This is a genomic window from Sphingopyxis sp. (assembly GCF_035998905.1).
GTDB lineage: Bacteria > Pseudomonadota > Alphaproteobacteria > Sphingomonadales > Sphingomonadaceae > Sphingopyxis.
Map to the genome: position 1 here is coordinate 109415 of NZ_DASYHG010000027.1, position 22747 is coordinate 132161.

The following is a 22747-nucleotide window of genomic DNA, read 5'->3' on the forward strand; positions in this document are numbered from 1 at the left end:
CATAGGGAAACGGTTCATGCCGCTGTCACAGCCCCGTCGTAATGGCGCCCCGTCTTTCGGGTCGACGGAGGTTGTGTATGCGGCGGTGGATCATTGCGGGCGTGCTGGCGGCGCTATGCGTCGCCGGCACGGCCTGGCTGTTTTTGCCGCCGCGGGCCGCACAGCCGCGCCCGCTGCGCGTGCTGCTGATCCCCGCCGACGGCGGGACCGAGAGCGGCACGCTCGCCGACTATCGCCCGGTTTTCGACGCGGTTGCGCGCAGCACCGGGCTGCACTTCGACCTCAAGGTCGCGCAATCCTATGGCGGGGTCGTTGAGGCGATGTGCAACGATGCCGCCGACATCGCCTTTGTCGGGCCCGTCACCTATTTGCAGGCGAGGCGCCGCGGCTGCGCCGAAATGCTCGCCGTCGCGGTCAAATCGGGGCGCTCGGTCTATTATGCCGGGCTGTTCGTCCGCCCCGAATCCGCCATCCGCACGATCGGCGACCTCAAGGGGAAGCGCGTCGCGTTCGGCGATATCAATTCGACGTCGGCCTTCGTCTTTCCGGTCGCAATGTTCCTCGATGCGGGGATCGATCCCGCGCGCGATCTGTCGGCGGTGCGCATGACGGGTACCCACGCGAACAGCCTTGCCGCGCTGGTCAATGGCGAGGTCGACGCCGCCGCGCTCTCCTTCGACAGCTATGACAAGGCGGTGCGCGCCGACGTTCCCGGCGCCCGCGACCTGCGCGTCGTCGCGCGCAGCGGCCCCATCCCCTACCCGCCGCTGATCGCAAGCACGCGCCTCCCGGCCGCCGTGCGCGCGCGACTACGCGCGGCGTTCGGGAATATCAGCCGCACCCCCGGCATCATGCCGGAGATGATCCGCGGCTATGGCGGCGCACAGGTCGACGGCTATACCGCCGCGGTCCCCGCCGGTCATTTCGATCCCGCGGCACAAAAAATGGCGCAGGTCGGCCCCGCACTGAAGGGCGAGATGCTCCGCAAGGCCGCCGAAAGGCCGGTACGATGATCGATATCGGGATTGCCGGGCTCGGCGTCCGCCATGCCGGCGGCGACGCCGCGCTCGCGGACGTGACCCTCCACCTGCCCGCAGGCCAGTTCTGCGCGGTGCTCGGCGCATCAGGCGCGGGTAAATCGACCTTGCTCCGCGCCGCGGCGGCCCTCGTCGACGCAAGCGAAGGGCGCATTCTCTATGATGGCCGCGCCGCCGATCGCGCGCTCCCCCGCCGTATCGGGCTGATCCCGCAGGATTTCGGGCTGTGCGGCCGCGCCAGCGTCGCGCAGAATGTCATGGCGGTCGCGGACATCGCATCCTGGCGGCGCTTCACAGGCCTCTACCCGCACCCCGACCGCGACCGCGCCGCGCGATTGCTCGCGGGGCTGGGACTCGATGAAACACATCTCGGGCGGCGCGCCGACAGCCTGTCGGGCGGACAGCAACAGCGCGTCGCGGTCGCGCGCGCGCTGGTCCACCGCCCCGCGATCATCCTCGCCGACGAACCCGTCGCCAGCCTCGACCCCGCGACGAGCGAAGCGACGCTGGCGCTGCTCCGCGACGAAGCTCGCAGCCTTGGCGCCACGGTGCTTTGCAGCCTGCATCAGCCTGCGCTCGCGCGTCAGTTCGCCGATCGCATCGTCATGCTCGACGCCGGGCGCGTGGTGTTCGACGGGACCCCCGCAGCGCTCGACGGCCATGCCGCGCCGCCGCGCGTCCGGGTCGTGGCGCGATGAACGCCGCCGTCCCCTGGCGCTGGCCCGCGCTGCTCGACGCGCGCGCGGTCGCGCTGCTTCTCGGTGCGCTGCTACTGCTCTGGTACACCGGCCAGCGCGTCGAGATCGGGCGGATGCTGGCGCTCAGCGGCGAAGCGGTGCTGGCGGAGGCGGGGCTCGCCGAGCGCTCACAGGTTGCCGACGGCCTCGGCACCACGCTCGGACAGCTCGTCCCGATCCAGCTTTCATCGCGGCGCGAGGTCAGCCGCATCGCCGGTTTCGACCCCGCCCACCTGTCGCCCTTCGCGCATATCGAGACCGTCGAGACGCGCGTGTCCGAACTCGACCCCGAAACGCTGCGCCGCGAAGACCGGATCGTGCGGACCGCGTGGCTGGTCGAACCCTTTGGCTATCTGGCCCATGTCGCGGCAAAGATGCTCGAAACGCTCGAAATCGCGCTCTGGGGCACGTTGATCGCCGTGCTGATCGGCCTGCCGCTCGCCCTCTTCGGTGCACGCAACATCACCCCGCACCCCGCGCTGCGCGCCGGATCGCGCGCGACGTCGGCGTTTCTGCGCGCGGTGCCCGAACTCATCGCGGCACTCTTCCTCGTCATCGCTTATGGCTTCGGCCCGATCGCCGGCGTGCTCGCGCTCGGACTCCATTCGGCGGGTTTCCTCGGCAAATTCTACGCTGACGATATCGAGGATGCCGACCCGCGGCCGCAGCAGGCGCTCGCCGCGATGGGCGTGGGGCGGCTCACCGTCTGGCGCAGCACGATCCTGCCGCAAGTGCTGCCCCAGCATATCGCCTGCACGCTCTACACTTTCGACCGCAACGTCCGCATGGGCGCGGTGATCGGCCTCGTCGGTGCGGGCGGCATCGGGCAGGAACTCAAGGGCCGCTTCGACATGTATGAATATGGCCATGTCGGCACGATCCTGATCGCGATCTTCCTCATCATCCTCACGCTCGACCTCGTCGCCTCGCGCGCGCGGCGGGCGTGGCGATGACAACCCTCTTTCCTTTCAATCCGGAGTAGTTTGGATGTCCAATTCGAGACGCGATTTCCTGAAGGCCGCCGGGGTTGCGGCGGGTTCGGCCGCCGCCTTCCACGCCAGCATCGGCCGCGCGCTCGCCATTCCGGCGAAGCGCATAACGGGCACAATCAAGGACGTCCGCCATGTCGTTATCCTGATGCAGGAAAACCGCTCGTTCGACCATTATTTCGGAACGATGAAGGGCGTGCGCGGGTTCGGCGATCGCCACCCGATCCCGCTCGCCGGCGGCAAGGACGTCTGGTTCCAGAGCAACGGCGCGCGCGACCTGCCGCCCTTCCACCTCGACACCGCGCGCACGAACGGCCTCAAGGTCCCCGGTACCCCGCACAGCTTCTCCGACGCGCAGGCGGCGTGGAACCAGGGCAAGTTCGGCCTCTGGCCCAAGTTCAAGACCGACTATTCGATGGGCTATTACAGGCGCGAGGACATTCCCTTCCAGTTCGCCCTCGCCGAGGCGTTCACGATCTGCGACGCCTATCATTGCTCGATCACCACCGGCACCGACCCCAACCGCATCGTGTTCTGGTCGGGGTCCAATTTCGATCCCGAGGTTGCCGCGACCGGCACCAATTGCCGCGACGACAAGTCCGAGCCCAATAACCTCCGCTGCTGGATCAAGGGCGCGCTCCCCGAACCCGGCTATACCTATGCCGGCAACGCGCTCGAATGGGCGACGATCCCCGAGGTGCTCGAAGCCGCGGGCGTCGACTGGCGCATCTATCAGGATCCCAACGATAACTGGACCGGCGCGATGCATGGCGGCCTCGCCTTCAAGGGCTTTCGCGACGCCAAGCCCGGCTCGCCGATCTACGAACGCGGCATGTCGCACCATTCGCTCGAAAAGCTCGCCGAGGATGCGAAGAACGGCACGCTGCCTGCGGTGTCGTGGGTACTGCCGCCCAAGCAATGGTCCGAACATCCCTCGGCCTCGACCCCGATCGAGGGCGCCGAATTCACCGCATCGGTGCTCGACGCGCTGACCGCCAATCCCGACACTTGGGCGGGTACCGTCTTTTTCCAGACCTTCGACGAGAATGACGGGCTGTTCGACCATTTCCCGCCCGCCGCGCCGCCCTCATATAACGCCGACGGCACGCTCGCGGGCAAGGCGACGCTCGCACTGCCCGGTCATTATTTCGACGACCATGAGGATAAATATCTGTCGCGCGATGATACCATTTCAGGGACGACGCGCCCGTTTGGCCTCGGCCCGCGCGTGCCGATGTATGTCGTCTCGCCGTGGAGCAAGGGCGGCTGGGTCAGCAGCGAAGTGTTCGATCACACCTCGGTCGGTCAGTTCCTCGAACAGCGCTTCGGCGTCACCATCCCCGCGATCAGTCCGTGGCACCGCTCGGTGTGCGGCGACCTCACGTCCTGCTTCGATTTCGCGAAGGGCGCCGACGCCGCCTTCCCCGCACTCCCCGACGTCAGCGGCTCGACGACGATCCTCGGCGCGCACCTGCAACGCCCAAAGGCGCTGCCGCCGCGCGCGCCGCAGGATCTGTTCCAGGAAAAGGGCATCCGCCGTTCGCGCGCACTGCCCTACATCCTCCACGTCGACGCGCGGATCGACAGCGCGGACAAGGCCGTCGTACTCGATTTCGTCAATCAGGGCACGGTGGGCGCGGTCTTCCACGTCTATGACAAGCTGAACCTCGACCGCATCCCGCGACGCTACACCGTCGAAGCCGGCAAGACGATCGACGACCGTTGGAGCGTCGGCCCCGACGGGAATTTCGACCTCTGGGTGCTTGGCCCCAACGGCTTCCACCGCGCCTTCCGCGGCACGCTGGCCGAGGCCGCCCGCGCCCCTGCGATGACCGCGCGGTACGACCGCAAGCGCGGCGGCCTTGCCTTCACCTTCGTCAATGCAGCGGATGAGACGCAGGAAGCGAAGGTTTTCCGCGACGCCTATGCCGCTTCGGCCGCAAAGTCGGTGACCGTCGCGGGACGCGGCAAAGCCGTCGCGGCATGGCCGGCGCCCAAGGATCACGACTGGTACGACGTGACCGTCGCGCTGCCGGGGATGGAGGTCCGCCTCGCCGGGCGCGTCGAGCGCGGCGGACACGGCATCAGCGACCCGCTGACCTTCGGCTGACGGCGGCGAAGCGCCGGGTCAGTGTTTCAGATACTGGCTCGGCGGCACGCCGAAAGCGCGGCGGAACATCGCGGCAAAGCCGCTCGGACTGTCATAGCCGACATCATAGGTGACCTGCGTGATCGAGGCGCCGGCCGCCAGAAGCGAGAGCGCCTCCATCAGCCGCACCTGCTGGCGCCAGACCGCGAGCCCCATGCCCGTTTCCTGCTTGAAACTGCGCGTGAAGGTGCGCCGCCCCATCGCCGCGAGCGCGGCCCAGTCATCGATATCGCGCGGGTCGGACGGATCGGCGATGATCGCGTTGCAAACGCGCAGCAGGCGCGGGTTCGACGGCATCGACACCTGATAGGGCGCGTTCGGCATCCGCCCGATTTCGTCGAGCAGCAGCGCGATGATCCGCCCCTCGCGCCCGTTGACGTCGTAGAGCGCGGGGAAGTCGACGACCTCGAGGATCAGCGATTTGACGAGGTTCGACACCTCGAAAACGCGGCACTCCCGCTCATGCTCATGTCCCGCGCACGGCAGGTACAGCGTGCGCAGCGACACCGGGCCGCGGCACGCGACCTCGTGCCGCGTCCCGGCCGGCAGCCAGACGGCGCGCTGCGGCGGGATCACGAAACTCGTCTCGGGCGTGCGCACCGACATCACCCCCGCCGACGCATAGAGGATCTGGATATGGTCGTGACTGTGCATCGGGTCGATGAAGCCCGCGGGATATTCATCCTGCAGCGCAATGACCGGGCGGTCGTTCACAAGGACATCGACACTATGCTTCATGGCCCGATCCTCGCAAGTCTTGGACAAATACTCCATATAGGCCGCACGTTCGATTGGCCAGAAGGGATGCAGCCGCTGGCCTGTCCGGTGCGGTGATTGGCCCGAACGGGCGATAGGTGCGGCCGCGTAAAAGCTATCACGCGATCAAGGACCGTTTCGAGAAGGATATGCCAAATATGTCAAAGGGCTTGAGCGCCATGCAGGCCGACATGGCCGACCCCGATATCCGCCGTTTCGTCGATGCGATCAACGCCGCCTATGCCGAGCATGGCGCGCCCGCGGGCGCCAGCATGGCGGTCCGTCGCCAGGTCGCTGAACGCGTGCGCAAACCCTGGCGCGAAGATGGCCCGATAATGGCGGAGAGCCGCGAGCTGGACATGGGCGGCGTCCGCCTGCGCCTCCATCGCCCCGTTGCGGACGCGAAACTGCCCGTCATGCTCTACATTCATGGCGGCGGCTGGATGCTCTTCAGCATCGACACGCACGACCGGCTGATGCGCGAATATGCCGCGCGCGCGGGGATCGCCGTGCTCGGCATCGACTACAGTCTGTCGCCCGAAAACAAGTTCCCGGTCGCGCTCGAGGAATGCGCCGCGGCGCTCGACTGGATAGCGGCGCAGGCGGATGCGCTGGACCTCGACGCCGACCGCGTGCTGATCGGCGGCGATTCGGCGGGCGCGAACCTGTCGGTCGCGGCGTGCCTGCTGCAACGGCGGCGCGGCCGAGCTCTCCCGGCCGCGATGCTGCTCAACTATGGCGCCTTCGCGCCCGAACGTACTCCGAGCTACGCGCGCTTCGGCGCGGGCGATTACTCGCTCGAAGCCGACGAGATGGACGCCTTCTGGGCCGCCTATGTCGATGGCCCCGAACAGCTTTCCGATCCGCTTGTCGCGCCGCTGCGCGCCGACCTTGCCGGCCTGCCCCCCGCATTTCTCGCCATCGCCGAATGCGACATCCTCGCCGACTGCAATCACGCCTTCGCCCGCAAGCTCGAAGAGACCGGCGTGCCGACGCGCGCGGTGACTTACCGCGGCGCGACGCACAGCTTCCTCGAAGCGGTATCGATCGCCCCGCTCGCCGCCCGCGCGCTCGACGAGCAGGCGGCGTGGATCCGTGATATCGTCGGCGGATGACCGGACCCTATGAACCGCGCGGTGCCGCCGACATCGCGCAGCTGATTGCCGAATACCCGCTCGCCTGGCTGGTATCGCGCGATTTCCACGCCAGCCCGTTGCCGCTCATCGCCGAATGCGACGACAGCGGCACCGTCGTCGCGTTGCTCGGCCATTGCGCACTGCGCAACCGGCTCGTCGGCGATTTCCGCGCCGACCCGCGCGGCCTCGTCCTGTTCAACGGCCCGTCGGGCTATGTGCCGACGTCGCTCCTGTCGAAACCCGACTGGGCGCCGACGTGGAACTATGCCGTGCTCCGCTTCACCGTCGAGGTCGAATTCGTCGGCGAGGAGACGCGCGATGCGATCGAGCAGCTCGTCGCAAAGATGGAGGGCAGCGCCTGGTCGACAGCCAGCCTCGGCCCGCGCTATGACCGGATGCTCGATCAGATCATCGCCTTTCGCGCGCACGTCCGTTCGGCCGAGCACAGCTTCAAGCTGGGGCAGGACGAAAGCCCGCAAGGCTTTGCCGAGATCATCGCCGGTCACAGCGACCGGACTCTGACCCAATGGATGGAAGGACAGGCCCGAAGGTGAAGCTCTTCTTCGACGATCGCCAGACAGCGCACGCCCCTGCGCGCGAACTGCACAATGGCGACTGGGTACCCCATGCCGAAAACATCGAACGTCCGCGTTCGATCGTCGAACAATTCACCGACTGGGCTCCCGTCCGCGACTTCGGCATGGCGCCGTTGCTCGCGGTGCACGATGCCGATTATCTCGCCTTTCTCGAACGCGCGCATCGCGACTGGCTCGCGGCCGGACGCAGCGGTGACGCGATCGGCTATACCTTCCCGATCCGGCGCCGCCGGCCGCTTGCCTTCGGCCGTATCGATGCCGATCTCGGCGCGTACAGCTATGACGCCGGGACGCCGATCGCGGCGGGAACGTGGGAATCGGCCTATTGGTCGGCGCAGGGCGCGCTGACCGCGCTCGACCATCTGGCAACGAGCGGCGAGACCCATGCCTTCGCGCTGTGCCGTCCGCCCGGCCATCATGCCGGGTGCGACTATCTGGGTGGCTATTGCTACCTCAACAACGCCGCCATCGCGGCGCGCGAAGCGCACAGCCGCGGCCTCGGGCCCGTCGCGATCCTCGACATCGACTATCATCACGGCAACGGCACGCAGGACATCTTCTATGAGGATTCCGACATCTTCTTCGCCTCGATCCACGCCGACCCGCGCACCGACTATCCCTTCTACTGGGGCCACGCCGACGAACGCGGCGAAGGCGCAGGCGAAGGGAGCACCCTCAATATCCCCCTGCCGCGGGGTACCGATGGGCAAAGCTATGCCCCCGCACTCGATACCGCGCTCGCCGCGATCGCGAACTGGGGCGCGAAATTTCTTGTCCTCTCGTTCGGCGCGGACACGCACAGCAGCGATCCGATTTCGAGCTTCGTGCTCGAACGCGAGGATTATGTCGAGCTGGCCAGGCGTGTCTCCGCACTCGGCGTCCCGACGCTGATCGTGATGGAGGGCGGCTACGCAGTCGGCGATCTCGGCAAGAACGTCGCCGCATTTCTTTCGGGCTTCTGAAACGACAAAGGGCCGCCCCGCCGAAGCGAGGCGGCCCCTTTCCGGCCATCAGTTCAGGCTGAAACGCACCGTCGCGCCGATCGTGCGCGGCCGCGCGACCGACCCCGCGAAGGCGAAGGGCGCGTTCGAGATGCCATATTGGTCGAACAGATTCTTGGCGAACACGCCGAGCTCGATCTGGTCGGTCACCGCAATCGAGGCGTTGAGGTCGACAATGTGGAAGTCGCCCTTCTCCAGCGACCCCGCAAAATCGACCGGCGCGCTCGACAGGTAGCGGTGTGCGATGCCGAAGCGCCGCTTCAGCTTCGAGTCCGGGAAGCTCAGATCGATGCTGTTCGACAATATCCATTCGGACGCGCCGGGTAGGCGCGTCCCCTTCGCATAGCCGCCACCCGCGGCGAAGGTATCGGGCAGGAACTCCGACAGGCGCGCGTCATTGTACGAGACGTTCGACTGGAAGGTCAGGCCGCGCGTCGGGCGCAGGGTCAGGCTGAGTTCCATCCCGTCGATGTCGGCGCCGCCGCCATTGGTCGTGTAGGCGCGAACATCGGGGGTAAAGAGCCGCGCCTGAATATTGTTCCAGTCGATATGATAAACGGTCAGATCGACCGACAGCGTGTTGTCGATCACGTCGAACCGCGTGCCCAGCTCGAAATTCTTCGTCGTATCGCTGTCGAAGGTCAGCGGCAGGTCGGGGAACGGCAAAGCGAAGACGTTGAGCCCGCCGATCCGGAAACCCTCGGAATAAAGCGCATAGGCCATGAAGTCCTTGCTCGGCTTGAAGGTCAGCGATGCCTTCGGAATGAAATCCGAATGCTTCTCCGCCGCCGCCTCGAAATTATAGGCCGGGACCTGTGCCGCGTTCGGGAGCAGTTCGGCCTGCGGGCGCGTGCGATATTCGAACAGACGGCCGCCAAGGGTCAGCGTCAGCGAGTCGATGATGTCGTAGGATACCTCACCGAACAGCGCCTTTTCGGTCACGCGGTTGCGGCTGAACGTCCGCTCCGAAAAATCGCCGGGGGCGAGCTGCTCGCCCGTCTGACCGCCGAATTCGCCGGGATTGGCGTCGATATAGTCGCTGATCCCCTCGATATAGAGCAGCCCGTTCCCGGTTGAACGCATCTTGGTGTAATTGGCGCCGATCAGCCATTTGAACGCCCCCTCATCGGGTGAGGCAAGCCGCACTTCGGCATAGTCGGTCTTCGATTTCGACCGGCCGCGGTCGAGCAGCGGCGTGTTCGTGCGCGGGTCGTTGCCGCCGAAGATCGAATAATCGAAGAGAACCTCGGCATTCTTCTCGATATGGCTGCCAAGCGCGGTCAGCGTCGCAAAGCCCAGGTCCTGCTCGAAACGCAGGCTGTGCAACATGAAGTCGGTGTCCTGAAACTCGGCGAGGTTCGTCGCGCGCTCATAGGTCTTCTCGGGACCGAAGAGGACATAGGTCTGATCGTCGAGATCATATTCCTGATACATGCTGATCGCCGAAATGCGCGTCGTTTCGGTCGGCGTGAAGACGATCGAACCGCGCAGGCCGCGAACGCGCAGGTCGTTGCTGCCTTTTTCGCCCAGCAATGTGTTGTCGAGATAGCCCGCATCGACGCGCTGGAGCGCGACGAGGCGCACCGCGAGCTTGTCGGTCGCGATCGGCAGGTTGACCATGCCCTTCACCGCATAGCCGACGTCGCCGGCTGCACGCTTGGTCGTCGATACCATGCCCTCGAAGCCGGCGTCGAAGCGGGCGGGGTCCGCCTCGTTCACGACATAATTGACCGCGCCGCCCAGCGACGACGACCCAAAGAGCGTGCCCTGCGGCCCGCGCAGCACCTCGACGCGGCTGACGTCGAAACTGTCGACATCGGGAATGACGACGGGAAAGCCCGGCTCGATCAGGGGGATTTCGTTGAGATAATAGCCCGTCGTCGCCTGGTTCGCCTCATGATAGGTCGACGATGCAACGCCGCGGATGACGACTTCGGACACGCCGGGCTGGTAATCGTTGAACACGACGCCGGGGACGCGCGTGATATAGTCGGAGAGGCTTTGCGCATTGAGCTTTTGCAGCGTCGCTTCGCTGACCGCGGTCAGCGAACCGGTGACGTCGCGCGCCGACTGTTCGCGCTTGGCCGCGGTGACGACGATCTCGCTGTCATCGGTTGCCTGCGCCAGCGCGCCCGATGCCTGGCCCAGCGCCAGGATCGAAATGCCGCACGCCGCGACGCGCCTGATCGATGCAAACCCCATTTTTGCCTCCCTGATTGATAATGGCTGTTGTGAGAAGATCCGATGTTCAAGCTATCACGCGAAACTGGCGTGACGGCGATGGTCGGGCCATATTCCAGCCGGATCGGGCCAGCACGCCGGCGCAGGAAAGCACGGTTTCGTAGGGGCTTGCGGCCAATTTGCCCGATCGATGGATTGGGCGGCCTGATCGGCGCAGTACGCCAGCCCGGGCGTCATAGACTGGACGCGACATCCCCGTCGGGCGAAAGAGGGCCGCTATGCACAGCATCGAGAACAAGGGTCGGAGAGCGTTTATGAGCAGCGCCGCAATGGCAGCCCTCCTGCTGGGAAGCGGCGCCGCCCGGGCGTTGGAAAAGGGCGCTCGCGGACGCTGGCCAAAGATCGCGCCGCCGCAGTCGCCGCGCATCTCGCATGTGATCGATCAATTGGGCCGCCAACGCGACGACGCGTATAGCTGGATGAAATTCATCCCCGCCGAGGGCGAGCGCAACCGCACGAACCTGCCCGCTCCGGTTGCAAAAATGCTCGCCGACGAAAATGCCTATGCCGATGCGGTGCTGGAACCCACGAAGGCCGCGCAGGCCGAGCTGGTGCGCGCAATGCTCGCGCGCAGTTCGGGCGCGGTCGCGGCACCCGCGCTCGAAAAGGACGGCTGGACTTATTCATCCGCGATCCCCGAAGGTCAGGTGCACGCGCGCTACAGCCGCCAAAAAGACGGTGGCCCGTCCGAGCTGCTCGTCGATGAAAGCGCGCGCGCAAAGGGTCAGCCCTATTTCCGCAGCACCGGACACCAGCCGAGCCCGGACCATCGCTATTTCGCCTGGGCCGAGGATGTGATCGGCAACGACCGCCACCGCATCTGTATCCGCGACAATCAGAGCGGCGACATTCGCACGGTCGTCGGCAAGGACGCCTATGGCTATGGAGGACTCGTCTTCGCGCCCTCGTCGCGCTGGCTGTTCTGGATCTGGCGCGACGCGCGCAACCGGCCGACGCGGCTCTATCGCACCTCGGTCGACGGCAAGACCACCGACCTCGTCTATGAGGAAAAGGATCCCGCGATCTTCATGCAGGTGAAGCGCACCGCCGCCGACGGCTTCATCGCGCTCACCCTTGCCGGCCCCGAAACTGCGGAAGTCCGGCTGCTATCCGCGGCCGACGAAACCGCCGCGCCTGCCGTCGTCTGGCCACGCAAGGCGGGGGTGCTCTACGAAATCGACGAGTGGAACGGCGGCCTGATCGCGCTCACCGACGCCGATGAAGCCTTCGACATGTCGCTGCTACGCCTCGATCCGAAGGACTTTCGCAAGCTCGCGACGCTCGTCCCGCACCGCCCGGGTACACCGATCCTCCAGATCCAGCCCTTTGCCACGGCACTCGCCCGCCTCGAACGCGTCGATGGGCTTCACCGGCTTGCAATATTGCGTCCCGACGGGTCCGAACAGGTGATCGCCTTCAACGATCCGGCCTATGCGATCGAACTGCCGCCCGAACAGGCCTATGACGCATCGTCGGTGATGATCGTCCACCAGTCGCCCAAATCGCCGCGCCGCTGGATCCGCATCGACCTCGCCAGCGGCAAGCAGACCGTCATCCAGCAGCAACAGGTCGCGAATTTCGACCCCGACGCATACGAGGTCGAACGGCTGTTCGCTCCCGCGCCGGACGGCGAGATGGTGCCGATCACATTGCTGTCGCGCCGCGGCGCGCCGAAAGACGGCAAGGCGCCACTGCTCCAATATGGCTATGGATCGTACGGCGTGCCGAGCGACCCCGAATTCTCGATCCCCGCGCTCGCGCTCGTCGATCGCGGCTGGCGCTATGCCATCGCGCATGTACGCGGCGGGTCCGAGAAAGGGCGGCGCTGGTTCCTCGGCGGGCGCAAGTTCACCAAGCGCAACAGCTTCACCGATTTCATCGCCTGCGCCGAACATCTCGCAGCCGGGGGCTATACGGCGAAGGGCAAGGTCATCGCTTATGGTCTTTCGGCAGGCGGTCTGCTCGTCGGTGCGAGCATGAATATCGCGCCGACATTGTGGGGCGGCGTGATCGCACAGGTGCCCTTCGTCGACATGCTCAACACGATGAGCGACGGCGCGCATCCGCTCGTGCCGCTGTTCCGGCCCGACTGGGGCGATCCGCTCTCCGACCCCAAGGCCTATGACTATATCGCCTCGATCTCGCCCTATGAGAATGTGCAGGCAGCGGCCTACCCGCCCCTGCTTTGCACCGCGGGGCTCAAGGACGACCGCGTCGCCTATTGGGAGCCTGCGAAGCTGGTCGCCGAGGTGCGCCGCCGTTCCACAAGCGGCAACCCCGCGCTCCTCCACACCGACATGGACAGCGGCCACCAGGGCAGCGCCGACGTCACGAGCGAATATCAGCAAAAGGCGCTGTTCTGGGCCTTTGCGATGCGCTGCGTGAGCTGAACCGTCAAAAGCCCCGGAACGACGGCACCGGCGCGAACATCAGCGCGAGAAAGCCATAGGCGCTGGCGAGCAGCAGCAACACGCCCGCCGCGCCCACGAGCCAGTCGGGGCGGAGGCGGCGGACGAGATACGCCCCGATCGGCGCGGCGACCACCCCGCCGATCAACAGGCCGATCGCTGCGGTGCTGAAGCTTTGCCAGCCGAGCGTGCCGATGAACCCCGCCGCGATCGTCACGGTCACGAAAAATTCGGACGCGTTCACCGTTCCGATCACCATGCGCGGTTCGGCGCCCTGCGCGAGCAGGTTGGCGCTGACGATCGGCCCCCAGCCGCCCCCGCCCGATCCGTCGGCGATCCCCCCGACCAGCCCGAGCGGCCCGACAAGCTTGATACTGCGATAGGTTTGCGGACGCCGCGCCCCACGCCAGAGCAGGTAGATTCCGACCGCGCCCAGATAGGCGAGCACGACCGGGCGTGCGATGCTGTTGTCGATGTTGGTCAATATCCACACGCCGATCAGCCCGCCGACGATCCCCGGTACAACGAGCCGCCGGAACAGCCGCCAGTCGACATTGCGCTGCATCGCGTGGCTCAGCCCCGACACGCCGCCGGTGAAGCTTTCGGCGACATGGACCGCCGCCGAAGCCGTTACGGGCGGCAACCCCAGCACCAGCAGCAACGCGGTACCGATTACGCCAAACGCCATGCCGAGCGCGCTGTCGATCAGCTGTGCGGCAAATCCCACGAGGATGAATGGCAACAACGCCCAGAGCGTTAGCCCGTCGAACAGCGTCATCGCGCTACCTGCCCGCGGCGCGCGCTCTTGCCCGTCCGGCGGGTGAGCAGGAATACAGCCGGGAAACCCAGCGCGATCAGCGACAACGCGCCGGCAAACACCGGCTCGCCGCCCGCGAGCCACGGTAGCACCGCGGCCCAGATCGAGACGCCGAGCACGGTCAGCAGCGTCTGTTCCTGATCGATGTCGGTGTCGACCGCCAGCGGCACCCCGCGCGCATCGGCGCGCAAGGCTTCCAGCCGGCGCGCGACCGGGCTGTGCGGCGCCGAGCGCTGGCCCGGCGCAAGCGACGACAGCACCGACCCCAGCCCCGCGCCGACCAGCCGGACGCCGACCGCGCGCGCAAAGGCGCGCGGCTCCTCGACCCGGTCGCTCACCGCGCGCAGGCTTAACCGCCCGCCGAAGACAAGGTCGATCAGCGCTTCGCCCGTCACCGCCTTGATCGGCCGCGCCTGCACTTCGTGGCTCGCCTCGATCCAGTCGAAGATCGCGGCGGGAACGTCGATGCCGCACGCCCGCTCCAGCCCCTGGAAGCCCGGCGCGCTGTTCGCCTCGCAAATCCGGTAACCTTCGTCGTCGAAGAGAATATCGATGCCCGCGACCTCCAACCCCAGCGTGTCGGCAGCGCGCGCCGCAAGGTCGGCCATCTCACCCGTTGGCGTATAAGCGATCCCGACCCCGCCCAGCGACACGTTCGATTTGAAATGCCCCGCCGGCGCGCGCCGTTCCATCGCAGCGATCACGCGCCCGCCGATGACAAGGACGCGCACGTCGCGGCCATGGCTCGACCGCACATAATGCTGAAACAGAAAGTCGGCCTTGGCCTCGGCGCTCTCGAGCAGGCCCGCGAGGTCCTCGAACTGGCTGCGGTCCTCGCATTTGAGGACGCCCGTGCCGCGCGTGCCGCGCAGCGTCTTGACGATCAGCGGGAAGCCGAGCTCCTCCTCGACGATGTCGACGCCCATCGGGAATTTTCCGAGGATCGTCGCGGGGATCGGCAGCCCCGCGCGCGCCAGCCGCTGCATCGTGTGCAGCTTGTCGGCAACAAGGTCGATTGCTTCGGGGCCGTTGATCAACCGCACGCCTCGGCGCTCGAAGTGCCGAAGCACAGCGAGCGTGAAATAGTCGGTTTCGGCGCCGGTGCGGCAGAGGATGAAGTCCGGCCGGGCCAGCGAATGGCCCTCATAATGCACCGACCAGCCATCGACCGGCGCCGCGACGATGTCGAAATTATGCGGCTTCAGGACGTGCAGCTCGATCCCGCGTGCGGCAGCGACCTCCTGAAACCGCAGGATTTCGGGCACTTCAGGCAAAGCGGGATCGAGGTCCCGCCCGAAGAAAATCCATCCCAGCAAAGATCGCTCCTTCGATTACGCACGCTCACTGCCAGAGAACGTGCCGCTCGCGCAATCGTTCAAGCGGCAAAGCGGGCTAAGCGATTGTTTTGACGGTTCGATTGCATCGCTCCTCCTTGCCTCGGGCAAATGTGGCCCGAAAATCCCGCCGACCTAAGGTGAATCGGCCTTAAACCTTCGTTCCTGCGCTCGTTAAATGTCGCATGACCACCAAAGCGACACAATCGAACGAGCCGGTAGGACGGTTCCTGGGTTGGCTGGGGCTTCGCCACGCACGTGGCGGCGCGCCCGACGGAGGAGAAGCGCCGCCCGACCGCGCCCGCGCCGCGCGTTACGAACTGGCGGCTTCGATCACCTCCTTTCTCGTCGACAATGATCTCGACGTCTCGCCGGCGAACCTGCTGCTCGCACACGGCGCCTTTTCGGGGCGGAACCCGCGGCTCGCGCGGCAGATCGTCGCGCAGGCGCAAACCGCCGAAGGCATCAGCCAGACATGGCTCAACGAACTCGGCGAACAGGAAAGCAACCAGCCCGATCACGTCGAAATCGATCGGCTGATGACGCGGCTCGAAACGAATATCGAGGCGTTCCAGGCCAACACGAAAGAAGCGCGCTCCGTCACGAGCGACTATGGCACCGAGCTCGAACAGCATGTCGTCGACCTCGAACAGCTCCAGAAGACGGGACGCATCGTCTCCAGCCTCGCCGACCTCGCGAAGGTCATGCTCGAACGCACGCGCAAGGCCGAGGACGATATGCGCAAGAGCGAGGACGAGGCGAAAGCGCTGCGCCGCAGCCTCGATCGTGCCAAGCGCGACGCCGAACTCGATTATCTGACCGGGCTGCCCAACCGCCGCGCGTTCGAAATCCTGCTCGACCGGCATTACAAGGAAGCGCGCGCCGCGGTCGAACCGCTCAGCATCGCTTTCTGCGACATCGACGAGTTCAAGAAGGTCAACGACCTCCACGGCCATGAAGCGGGCGACCGCGTAATCAAGGCGATCGCCGACACGCTGGCGCGCATCTCGAACGACCATTGCCATGTCGCGCGCCACGGCGGCGAGGAATTCGTGATGCTGTTCCGTGGCCTGACGCCGACGCAGGCGGCCGAGAAGCTCGACGATGCGCGCGAAGCGCTCGCCGACCGGCGGCTGATCAATCGCAAGACCGACGAACCCTTCGGCCAGATCACCTTCTCGGGCGGGGTCGCCGACGTCTTCGGCTATGCCGACACGCGCGCGGCGCTGAAAGCCGCCGATGATGCGCTTTACAAAGCGAAGGCCGGCGGACGGAACCGCGTCGAACTCGCTGGTCCGGCCTAGGAGAATTCCCGCGAGGGGGCGGGGCGCCGCGGGCGATCGTGCACCAGAGCCGATCGCCCGCGGCTTTAGCCATCAGACCGCGGGTCGCCGGGCATAATAGCCGAAGGCCGCGATGACCGCATAGCAGAGCGCCGGCAGCAACAGTGCCGTCGCGAGGCTGCCGGTGAGGTCCGCGAGCGCACCGGTCGCGAGCGGCACGACTGCGCCGCCAAAAATCGCGACATTGATGATCCCCGATCCGTCGGCCGCACGGCTGCCGAGCTTTTCGGACGCGAGGCTGAAGATCGTCGGGAACATGATCGCGTTCATCAGGCCGATCGCGAGCAGGCTGTAACCCGAAACGACGCCGGTGGTGTTGATCGAAATCAGGATCAGGGTGATCGCGCCGACCGCCACGAAGCCGAGCAGCTTGCCCGGACTGATCACGCGCATCAGCCCCGAACCGATGAAACGGCCAATCATCGCGCCGCCCCAGTAAAGCCCGATCAGCTTGCCCGCAGCCTGTTCGGCGAGGCCCATGACGCCGGGCTGCATCAGGTAGTTGACGATCAGCGAGCCAATCGAGACTTCGGCGCCCACATAGAGGAAGATGCACAGCGCACCGAAACCGAAGCGCGGGCGCTTAAGCAGGTCGAAGCCCGCCAGCCCGGCGCTCGCTTCATGCTGTTCGCCCTTCAGCCGGTTGCGGAACATCCACACCGCGCCCGCGACCACCAGCAGCGCGACCGCGATGCCGAGATAGCCATGAACGATCGCCTGACTTTCGGCGGTTCGATAGGCGTCGAGTTCGGCGCCCGACAGATCCTCCGCTTTCATCGTGGCGAGGCTGCCGAGGATGAGGATCGAACCGACGATCGGAAAGATCGTCGTACCAAGCGAATTGAACGCCTGCGCAAAGGTCAGGCGGCTGTGCGCGGTCTCGGGCTTGCCGAGCAGCGAAATCAGCGGATTGGCGACGACCTGCACGATCACCACCCCGCTCGCGAGCACGAACAGCGCGAACAGGAACAGCCCGTATACAGCGTTTTGCGAAGCCGGGATGAACAGCAGGCAACCCACCATCATCGTCAGGAGGCCCGCCACCGCGCCGCGCATATAGCCGATCTTCTTGAGCAGCTTCGCGCCCGGAATGCCGATCACCAGATAGGCGGTGAAGAAGCAGAACTGCACAAGCATCGCCTGCGTGTAGTTGAGCGTGAACAGCTCTTTCAGCTTGGGGATGATGACATCGTTCAGGCTGGTGATGCCGCCGAAGATGAAGAACAACCCCATCACGAACAGCCGCAGTTCGGGCGCATCGACATGCGTCCCCTGCCCTTCGCCGACAGCGGCTCCGCTGCCCGACGCGATTTCCGGCGCTAATGCCATGCTTCTCTCCCCAACCCTTGTTTCAGGCTAACCCGTTTGCGGGTTTTGTCATTTTACCGTGGGTGGGCAAGGCAGATTCTCCCCGACCGCCTCGACATTCGTATTCAACAGCGTCGCGGCGAAGCCCTTGCCGGCCTGAATCGTCATCGCATTGTCGACCTGCCGCAGGTTGGCACCCGCATCGGCGAAGCAGCGCAGCGGCACCTTGATCGTCGCGACCTGTCCCTTCGGCGCCGCCTTGACGAGGGCCGAAATGTCGAATGCTTTGCCGCCGAGCGCGAGGCTGACCGGCGCGCCGCCGGGCGCATCGATCCGCCAGTCGACACGAAGTGCGAAGCTGTTGTTGAGCTGGCGCGAGAGGTCGGCATAGGGACCGGTCAGTTCGAGTGTCGCCGGGCCGGTCCAGACGAAGGATTTGCCGTCTTCCTGCGCTCGTACATCGACCGAACGCGCCGCGATCATGGCCCCGGGGCTCGCGATCGGCGCGGATTCGACCGGCCGCTTGCCGCCCGCATCGGCGATTGAAAGCACCCACGGCGCGCGCGCGCGGCCGCCCGAGAAGAAATTCTCGACGTTCAGCACCGCGGCAATATCGACGCCCAACTCTTCGGATAGCGGCGGCACCGTCGTGCTCGCACCATATTTCAGGCCGTAACCGACGGGGAACTGCGGCTTTTCGACGGGCGAGCGTGCGTCGGACGGCCAGGCGAAGGGCAGCGTCCCGGTGAAGCCGCGCGCCGTCTTGCCATCCTTGCCCGCAACGAGCACGTCGGCGACGCCGGCCGCCTGCGATCCCGGCAGCCAGCCTGCAACGAACGCGTCCGCCGCGTTGATTTCGGGGTTGGTGAACATCGGACGCCCCGAGAGGAAGAGCGCAACCACCGGAATGCCTGCGGCTTTCAGCGTCTTGAGCGTTGCGAGATCGGTCGCCTCGGTCGGCTGGTAATCGAGCGTCGCAACATCGCCCTGGAACTCGGCATAGGGGGCTTCGCCGAACACGACGATCGCGACGTCGGGCTTGTCGGCGAAGCTGCCGTTCGCCGACAGCGCCGCCTTGCCGCCCGCGTCGCCGACGGCCTTGTTCAGCGCTTCCCAGATCGTCTGGCCGTTCGGAAAGTCCGACCGGACGACGTCGGTGCCCTGCCAGCTGATCGTCCAGCCGCCCGACTGCATCGCCATATTGTCGGCGCCCGGCCCCGTGACGAGCACTTTCGCGCCCGGTTTGACCGGCAGGAGGTTACCATTGTTCTTCAACAATACCAGTGATTTGGAAACCGCCTCGCGCGCCACCGCCAGATGATCGGGCGCGCCGACTGCGGCGAAGTTACCGCGGTTAACATGGCCTTCGGCGAACAGGCCCAGCTTATATTTGACGCGCAGGATGCGGCGCACCGCATCGTCGAGCCGCGCGGCGGGAATCGTGCCGTCCTTCGCCTGCTTCAGCGTCGTTTCGTAAAGCCCCTTCCAGCTGTCGGGCGCCATGAACATGTCGAGCCCGGCGTTGATCGACTGGGCGCAGTCGGTGACGCTGCACCCGGCGACCTGCCCATGGCCGTTCCAGTCGCCGACCACGAAGCCCTCGAATCCCATCTTCTTCTTGAGCGCGTCGGTCAGCAGCCCCTTGTTGCCGTGGTGCTTGACGCCTTGCCAGCTCGAGAAGCTCGCCATGACGGTCAGCGCTCCCGCGTCGATCGCGGCGGGGTAACCCATCGCATGCTTGGCGATCAGCTCCTTCTCGTCGACCCTGGCGTCGCCCTGGTCCTTGCCTTCGAATGTCCCGCCGTCGGCTAGGAAATGCTTGGCGGTCGCCGCGACATGGCGCGCGTCGAGGGTCTGGGCCGAAACAAGCTTGCCTTGCAGGCCGAGTACCATCGCCTTGGCATAATCGGCGATCAGCCCCGGGTCGGAGGCATAACCTTCGTAGCTCCGCCCCCAGCGCAGGTCCTGCGGCACCGCAAGCGTCGGCGCGAAAGTCCACTCGATTCCGCTACCGGCGATTTCGGCGGCGGTGACCGCGCCGATGCGCTGGATCAGTTCAGGATCGCGCGCCGCGCCGAGCCCGATATTGTGCGGGAAGAGCGTCGCCCCCGGGATGTTGTTATGGCCGTGGACGGCGTCTACGCCAAAGATGATCGGGATCGCGACGCCGTTCGCCTGCGGGCGCAGCGACACCGCGCGGAAATCGCCAACGAGCTTCGCCCAGTCGGCCGCGGTAGACCGCTCGTTGCCGTTCGGGCCGCTGTTGCCGCCTGCGAGGATCGAACCGAGCGGATAGGTCTCGAGATCCTTGGGGGTAATCGTCGTGATATCGGCCTGCACCAGCTGGCCGACCTTCTGCTCGACGGTCATCTTCCCGATCAGCGCATTGATCCGCGCTTCGGTTTTGGGATCGGATATCGCGGCGGGACTTTTCGCCGCCGGCCAAAGCTCGGGATGAACCGCTGCGGCGTCCGCCCCGGTCGTTTCAGGTGCCGCCATAGCGGTTCCAGCCAGAAGCAGTGCGGTCGCCATGACCATTGCCTGTCGGCGCATCGTCTCTCCCATCCCTCTAATGTGAACGTTATCAAATCTCGTGTCGCATAGCCGCCGGATGAAATCAAGCGCTGTATTCGGGAGGCGTCAGCGCAGGCGCGGCATCGTTGCGAGGAGCAGCACCGCGATCGCGGTCAATCCCGCAAGCAACAGGAAAAGCGCGTCAAAACCGAAGCCGGGGACCAGCGAGATTGTGAGCCAGGGCATGATCAGCGATGGAACGGTGTTGGTGAGGTTAAAGATGCCAAGGTCGCGCCCGCGCCGGTCCGAACGCGGCAGGATGCGCAGCGTCTGACCGCTATGGAGCGACAGGAACACCGTCGTCGCGATTCCGAACACGAGGTAGCTCGCCTTCGCCGCGTCGAGCCCTGTCGCGAGCGCCATGCCGACCATGCCAAGCCCCGACACCGCCGAACTGACGACGAGCGGCAGGAACGGCCGGTCGTTGCGGTCGGCCCAGCGCCCGCTCGCCAGCGCGAGCGGGATCGCGATCGTCAGCGCCATGCCGAATAGCCGCGCTTTCTCATTGTCGTGCATCGTGGGATCGATCGAGCGGAACCAGAAATAGAGATAGGCGAACAGCGCCGCCTCGGCGATCTGGACGAGCAGGCGCGCGAGCCACATCCGCACCGCGGGGCCGGTCGGTCGCTGCGGGCCCGTCTCTTGCGTCCGCTTGGGCGGCGCGGTGAGTTCGGGGAACGGCCGCGGACGGCCGAACAGCAGCACCGGCAGCACCGCGGTCGCAACGAGCAGCGCGATCACGATCAACCGGCTTTCCGCCGGCACCAATCCCGGCCAGGTGACGAGCCATCCTGACCAGCCGCCCAGCGCGGGCGAGAAAGCGAGCAAGCCGCCGAGCAGGCCCTTCTGATCGTCGGGAACAAGGTCGCCGGCCCAGGCGGCGAGCGGCCCGAGCATCATATTGAGCGCAAGCTGCCAGGCGATGATGATCGCTACAAGCGACCAGATGTCCTGTGCAAGCGGCACCGCCAGCAGCAAGCCGATGGTCAGCGCCAGCCCGGCGAGCACCCAGCCGCGCCGGCTCTGCGTGCGATCGCTGAGCCATCCGAACCCGATCGCACCGACACTGGCCGCGATCGCGCCGAAGAAGGTGACATAGCCCAGGGTCTGCACGTCCGCCGAACCCGCCAGCTCGGTCATCCGGCCGGGCAGCCAGATCGTCAGGAACGGCACATAGGCGATCGCGCCGCCCGCCGAAGCGAGCGCGTAGAGGAGGAGGAAGCCGAGCGACTGGCGGCGCGCGACCACCTTGTCAGCCATGCGCGGCGGCCGGCGGGGCTGCAGTCGATCCCCGCGGGACAAGCCCGCCCTGCACGCGCGTCGGCTCGGTCGGGCGCGGCGCGCCGCGCTGCGCCGCAATGATCAGCTCGACCGCGCGCGACGCCGTTTCGGCGACCGGCTGGTCGACCGCGGTCAGCGCCGGCTGCGTGAAGCGCACGACGGGGGTGTTGTCGAAGCTGACGATCGACAATTGCCCCGGCACATCGAGCCCCTTTTCGCGCGCGACCTCGAGCGTCGCGAGTGCCATCTGGTCGCTGCTCGCGATGATCGCAGTTGGCGGGTTCGCGCCGCCGAGCAATTGCTGCGCCGCGTGCGTTCCCGACGCAAAGGTGAAGTCGCCCTCGACGAGCAGCCCCTCGGTGGACAGGCCGGCCGCCGCCATCTCGCCCTGCCATCCGTCGATGCGCCAGCGGCTGAGGCTATATTCGGGCGAGCCCGCGACGAAACCGATGCGCTGGTGACCGAGGTCGATCAGATACCGCGTCGCACGCCGCGCCGATCCCTCATCGTCCATCGTCAGCGCGATCCCCGCCGCGCCGCCGCGCGACCCGATGCGCGCGAAGGGAATCTTCTGCTGGTCGAGCAGCCCGACGATCAGCGGATTGTCCGAATGCGGCGGGGTCAGGATCACCCCATCGGGCTGGAGCGCCGCGATCGCCGCGCGTAGCTCGCGCTCGACATGGTCGTTATGCGTATCGACCAGCTCGAAGATCATCCGATAGCCGAACTCGGCGCATTTCAGCATCCCGCCGAGCAGCATCTGGTCGACCCAGTCGACCCCCTGCCGCCCCTGCCAGTCGGCGATCGTACGTTCGCGGTCGTTGATCGCGAGGATCAGATAGGACCGCGACCCGCTCATCCGCTGTGCCGCGATCGACGGGACATAGCCGAGCTTGTCGATCGACGCCTGGACGCGCTCCTTCATCTCGGGACGCACATTGGGCTCGTTGTTGATGACACGGCTCACGGTCTGCAGCGACACGCCCGCGTCGGCTGCAACATGCTTGATCGTGACCGACTGCCGCCGACGCCCCATTATG

At 66.2% G+C, this 22747-nt stretch carries 17 protein-coding genes; 9 read left to right on the forward strand and 8 right to left on the reverse strand.

The window, feature by feature from the left end; all coding sequences use genetic code 11:
- Nucleotides 1-77 precede the first annotated feature (77 nt).
- From VGN62_RS16650 to VGN62_RS16665, 4 genes are read left to right on the forward strand one after another with little or no spacing between them, the layout of a single operon-like run.
- Nucleotides 78-1013 (forward strand): phosphate/phosphite/phosphonate ABC transporter substrate-binding protein, encoded by a 936-nt coding sequence (locus tag VGN62_RS16650; protein WP_327455918.1) that lies wholly within the window; start codon nucleotides 78-80, stop codon nucleotides 1011-1013.
- On the forward strand, nucleotides 1010-1735 hold the full coding sequence (locus VGN62_RS16655) for a phosphonate ABC transporter ATP-binding protein (RefSeq protein ID WP_327455920.1): 726 nt from the start codon (nucleotides 1010-1012) through the stop codon (nucleotides 1733-1735). The genes VGN62_RS16650 and VGN62_RS16655 overlap by 4 nt, the downstream gene beginning before the upstream one ends.
- Nucleotides 1732-2727: a phosphonate ABC transporter, permease protein PhnE gene (gene phnE / locus VGN62_RS16660; protein WP_327455922.1), complete on the forward strand. Its 996-nt coding sequence runs from the start codon at nucleotides 1732-1734 to the stop codon at nucleotides 2725-2727. The genes VGN62_RS16655 and phnE overlap by 4 nt, the downstream gene beginning before the upstream one ends.
- A gap of 34 nt (nucleotides 2728-2761) precedes the next feature.
- Nucleotides 2762-4873 (forward strand): phosphocholine-specific phospholipase C, encoded by a 2112-nt coding sequence (locus VGN62_RS16665; RefSeq protein ID WP_327455924.1) that lies wholly within the window; start codon nucleotides 2762-2764, stop codon nucleotides 4871-4873.
- A gap of 18 nt (nucleotides 4874-4891) precedes the next feature.
- Here the strand turns inward: VGN62_RS16665 and VGN62_RS16670 are convergent, their stop codons facing one another.
- Nucleotides 4892-5650 (reverse strand): helix-turn-helix transcriptional regulator, encoded by a 759-nt coding sequence (locus VGN62_RS16670; RefSeq protein WP_327455926.1) that lies wholly within the window; start codon nucleotides 5648-5650, stop codon nucleotides 4892-4894.
- A gap of 176 nt (nucleotides 5651-5826) precedes the next feature.
- Between VGN62_RS16670 and VGN62_RS16675 the strand changes: the two genes are divergently transcribed.
- The 3 genes from VGN62_RS16675 to VGN62_RS16685 are packed head-to-tail and all read left to right on the forward strand — an operon-like array spanning nucleotide 5827 to nucleotide 8362.
- Nucleotides 5827-6783, forward strand: a complete 957-nt coding sequence (locus VGN62_RS16675; protein WP_327455928.1) for an alpha/beta hydrolase — start codon at nucleotides 5827-5829, stop codon at nucleotides 6781-6783.
- Complete coding sequence (locus VGN62_RS16680; protein ID WP_327455930.1) at nucleotides 6780-7358, forward strand: FMN-binding negative transcriptional regulator; 579 nt, start codon at nucleotides 6780-6782, stop codon at nucleotides 7356-7358. The genes VGN62_RS16675 and VGN62_RS16680 overlap by 4 nt, the downstream gene beginning before the upstream one ends.
- The gene (locus VGN62_RS16685) at nucleotides 7355-8362 is read left to right on the forward strand and encodes a histone deacetylase family protein (protein WP_327455932.1); all 1008 of its coding nucleotides are present in this window, start codon (nucleotides 7355-7357) and stop codon (nucleotides 8360-8362) included. The genes VGN62_RS16680 and VGN62_RS16685 overlap by 4 nt, the downstream gene beginning before the upstream one ends.
- Nucleotides 8363-8410: 48 nt before the next feature.
- Here VGN62_RS16685 and VGN62_RS16690 read toward each other — a convergent pair whose 3' ends face one another.
- On the reverse strand, nucleotides 8411-10603 hold the full coding sequence (locus VGN62_RS16690; RefSeq protein WP_327455934.1) for a TonB-dependent receptor: 2193 nt from the start codon (nucleotides 10601-10603) through the stop codon (nucleotides 8411-8413).
- Nucleotides 10604-10896: 293 nt separating this feature from the next.
- On the opposite strand from VGN62_RS16690, the gene VGN62_RS16695 reads away from it, so the two are divergent.
- Nucleotides 10897-13032: a S9 family peptidase gene (locus VGN62_RS16695; RefSeq protein ID WP_327455936.1), complete on the forward strand. Its 2136-nt coding sequence runs from the start codon at nucleotides 10897-10899 to the stop codon at nucleotides 13030-13032.
- A 4-nt stretch (nucleotides 13033-13036) separates the two neighbouring features.
- On the opposite strand, the gene VGN62_RS16700 is transcribed toward VGN62_RS16695, so the two are convergent.
- Together VGN62_RS16700 and VGN62_RS16705 are read right to left on the reverse strand one after the other, a co-directional pair.
- Nucleotides 13037-13828 (reverse strand): sulfite exporter TauE/SafE family protein, encoded by a 792-nt coding sequence (locus VGN62_RS16700; RefSeq protein ID WP_327455938.1) that lies wholly within the window; start codon nucleotides 13826-13828, stop codon nucleotides 13037-13039.
- A complete protein-coding gene (locus VGN62_RS16705; RefSeq protein WP_327455940.1) occupies nucleotides 13825-15183 on the reverse strand; it encodes a RimK family alpha-L-glutamate ligase in 1359 nt (452 codons plus the stop codon). The genes VGN62_RS16700 and VGN62_RS16705 overlap by 4 nt, the downstream gene beginning before the upstream one ends.
- 203 nt (nucleotides 15184-15386) lie before the next feature.
- Here VGN62_RS16705 and VGN62_RS16710 point away from each other — a divergent pair, with 203 nt between their 5' ends.
- Entirely contained in the window at nucleotides 15387-16505 is a 1119-nt protein-coding gene (locus tag VGN62_RS16710) for a diguanylate cyclase (protein WP_327455942.1), read from the forward strand.
- Between the two features lie 72 nt (nucleotides 16506-16577).
- Here the strand turns inward: VGN62_RS16710 and VGN62_RS16715 are convergent, their stop codons facing one another.
- The 4 genes from VGN62_RS16715 to VGN62_RS16730 all read right to left on the reverse strand — a co-directional run bounded on the left by VGN62_RS16715 (nucleotide 16578) and on the right by VGN62_RS16730 (nucleotide 22743).
- Nucleotides 16578-17873, reverse strand: a complete 1296-nt coding sequence (locus VGN62_RS16715) for a sugar MFS transporter (RefSeq protein WP_327455944.1) — start codon at nucleotides 17871-17873, stop codon at nucleotides 16578-16580.
- A gap of 48 nt (nucleotides 17874-17921) precedes the next feature.
- A complete protein-coding gene (locus tag VGN62_RS16720) occupies nucleotides 17922-20405 on the reverse strand; it encodes a glycoside hydrolase family 3 protein (protein ID WP_327455946.1) in 2484 nt (827 codons plus the stop codon).
- A gap of 87 nt (nucleotides 20406-20492) precedes the next feature.
- Complete coding sequence (locus VGN62_RS16725; RefSeq protein WP_327455948.1) at nucleotides 20493-21686, reverse strand: MFS transporter; 1194 nt, start codon at nucleotides 21684-21686, stop codon at nucleotides 20493-20495.
- The gene (locus VGN62_RS16730) at nucleotides 21679-22743 is read right to left on the reverse strand and encodes a LacI family DNA-binding transcriptional regulator (RefSeq protein WP_327455950.1); all 1065 of its coding nucleotides are present in this window, start codon (nucleotides 22741-22743) and stop codon (nucleotides 21679-21681) included. The genes VGN62_RS16725 and VGN62_RS16730 overlap by 8 nt, the downstream gene beginning before the upstream one ends.
- Nucleotides 22744-22747: the final 4 nt, after the last annotated feature.

Bases quoted from the DNA above. Each gene is read 5' to 3' on its own strand.
- VGN62_RS16650 (WP_327455918.1), top strand. From the start codon at position 78: ATGCGGCGGTGGATCATTGCGGGCGTGCTGGCGGCGCTATGCGTCGCC.
- VGN62_RS16655 (WP_327455920.1), top strand. From the start codon at position 1,010: ATGATCGATATCGGGATTGCCGGGCTCGGCGTCCGCCATGCCGGCGGC.
- phnE (WP_327455922.1), top strand. From the start codon at position 1,732: ATGAACGCCGCCGTCCCCTGGCGCTGGCCCGCGCTGCTCGACGCGCGC.
- VGN62_RS16665 (WP_327455924.1), top strand. From the start codon at position 2,762: ATGTCCAATTCGAGACGCGATTTCCTGAAGGCCGCCGGGGTTGCGGCG.
- VGN62_RS16670 (WP_327455926.1), bottom strand. From the start codon at position 5,650: ATGAAGCATAGTGTCGATGTCCTTGTGAACGACCGCCCGGTCATTGCG.
- VGN62_RS16675 (WP_327455928.1), top strand. From the start codon at position 5,827: ATGTCAAAGGGCTTGAGCGCCATGCAGGCCGACATGGCCGACCCCGAT.
- VGN62_RS16680 (WP_327455930.1), top strand. From the start codon at position 6,780: ATGACCGGACCCTATGAACCGCGCGGTGCCGCCGACATCGCGCAGCTG.
- VGN62_RS16690 (WP_327455934.1), bottom strand. From the start codon at position 10,603: ATGGGGTTTGCATCGATCAGGCGCGTCGCGGCGTGCGGCATTTCGATC.
- VGN62_RS16695 (WP_327455936.1), top strand. From the start codon at position 10,897: ATGAGCAGCGCCGCAATGGCAGCCCTCCTGCTGGGAAGCGGCGCCGCC.
- VGN62_RS16700 (WP_327455938.1), bottom strand. From the start codon at position 13,828: ATGACGCTGTTCGACGGGCTAACGCTCTGGGCGTTGTTGCCATTCATC.
- VGN62_RS16710 (WP_327455942.1), top strand. From the start codon at position 15,387: ATGACCACCAAAGCGACACAATCGAACGAGCCGGTAGGACGGTTCCTG.
- VGN62_RS16715 (WP_327455944.1), bottom strand. From the start codon at position 17,873: ATGGCATTAGCGCCGGAAATCGCGTCGGGCAGCGGAGCCGCTGTCGGC.
- VGN62_RS16720 (WP_327455946.1), bottom strand. From the start codon at position 20,405: ATGCGCCGACAGGCAATGGTCATGGCGACCGCACTGCTTCTGGCTGGA.
- VGN62_RS16725 (WP_327455948.1), bottom strand. From the start codon at position 21,686: ATGGCTGACAAGGTGGTCGCGCGCCGCCAGTCGCTCGGCTTCCTCCTC.
- VGN62_RS16730 (WP_327455950.1), bottom strand. From the start codon at position 22,743: ATGGGGCGTCGGCGGCAGTCGGTCACGATCAAGCATGTTGCAGCCGAC.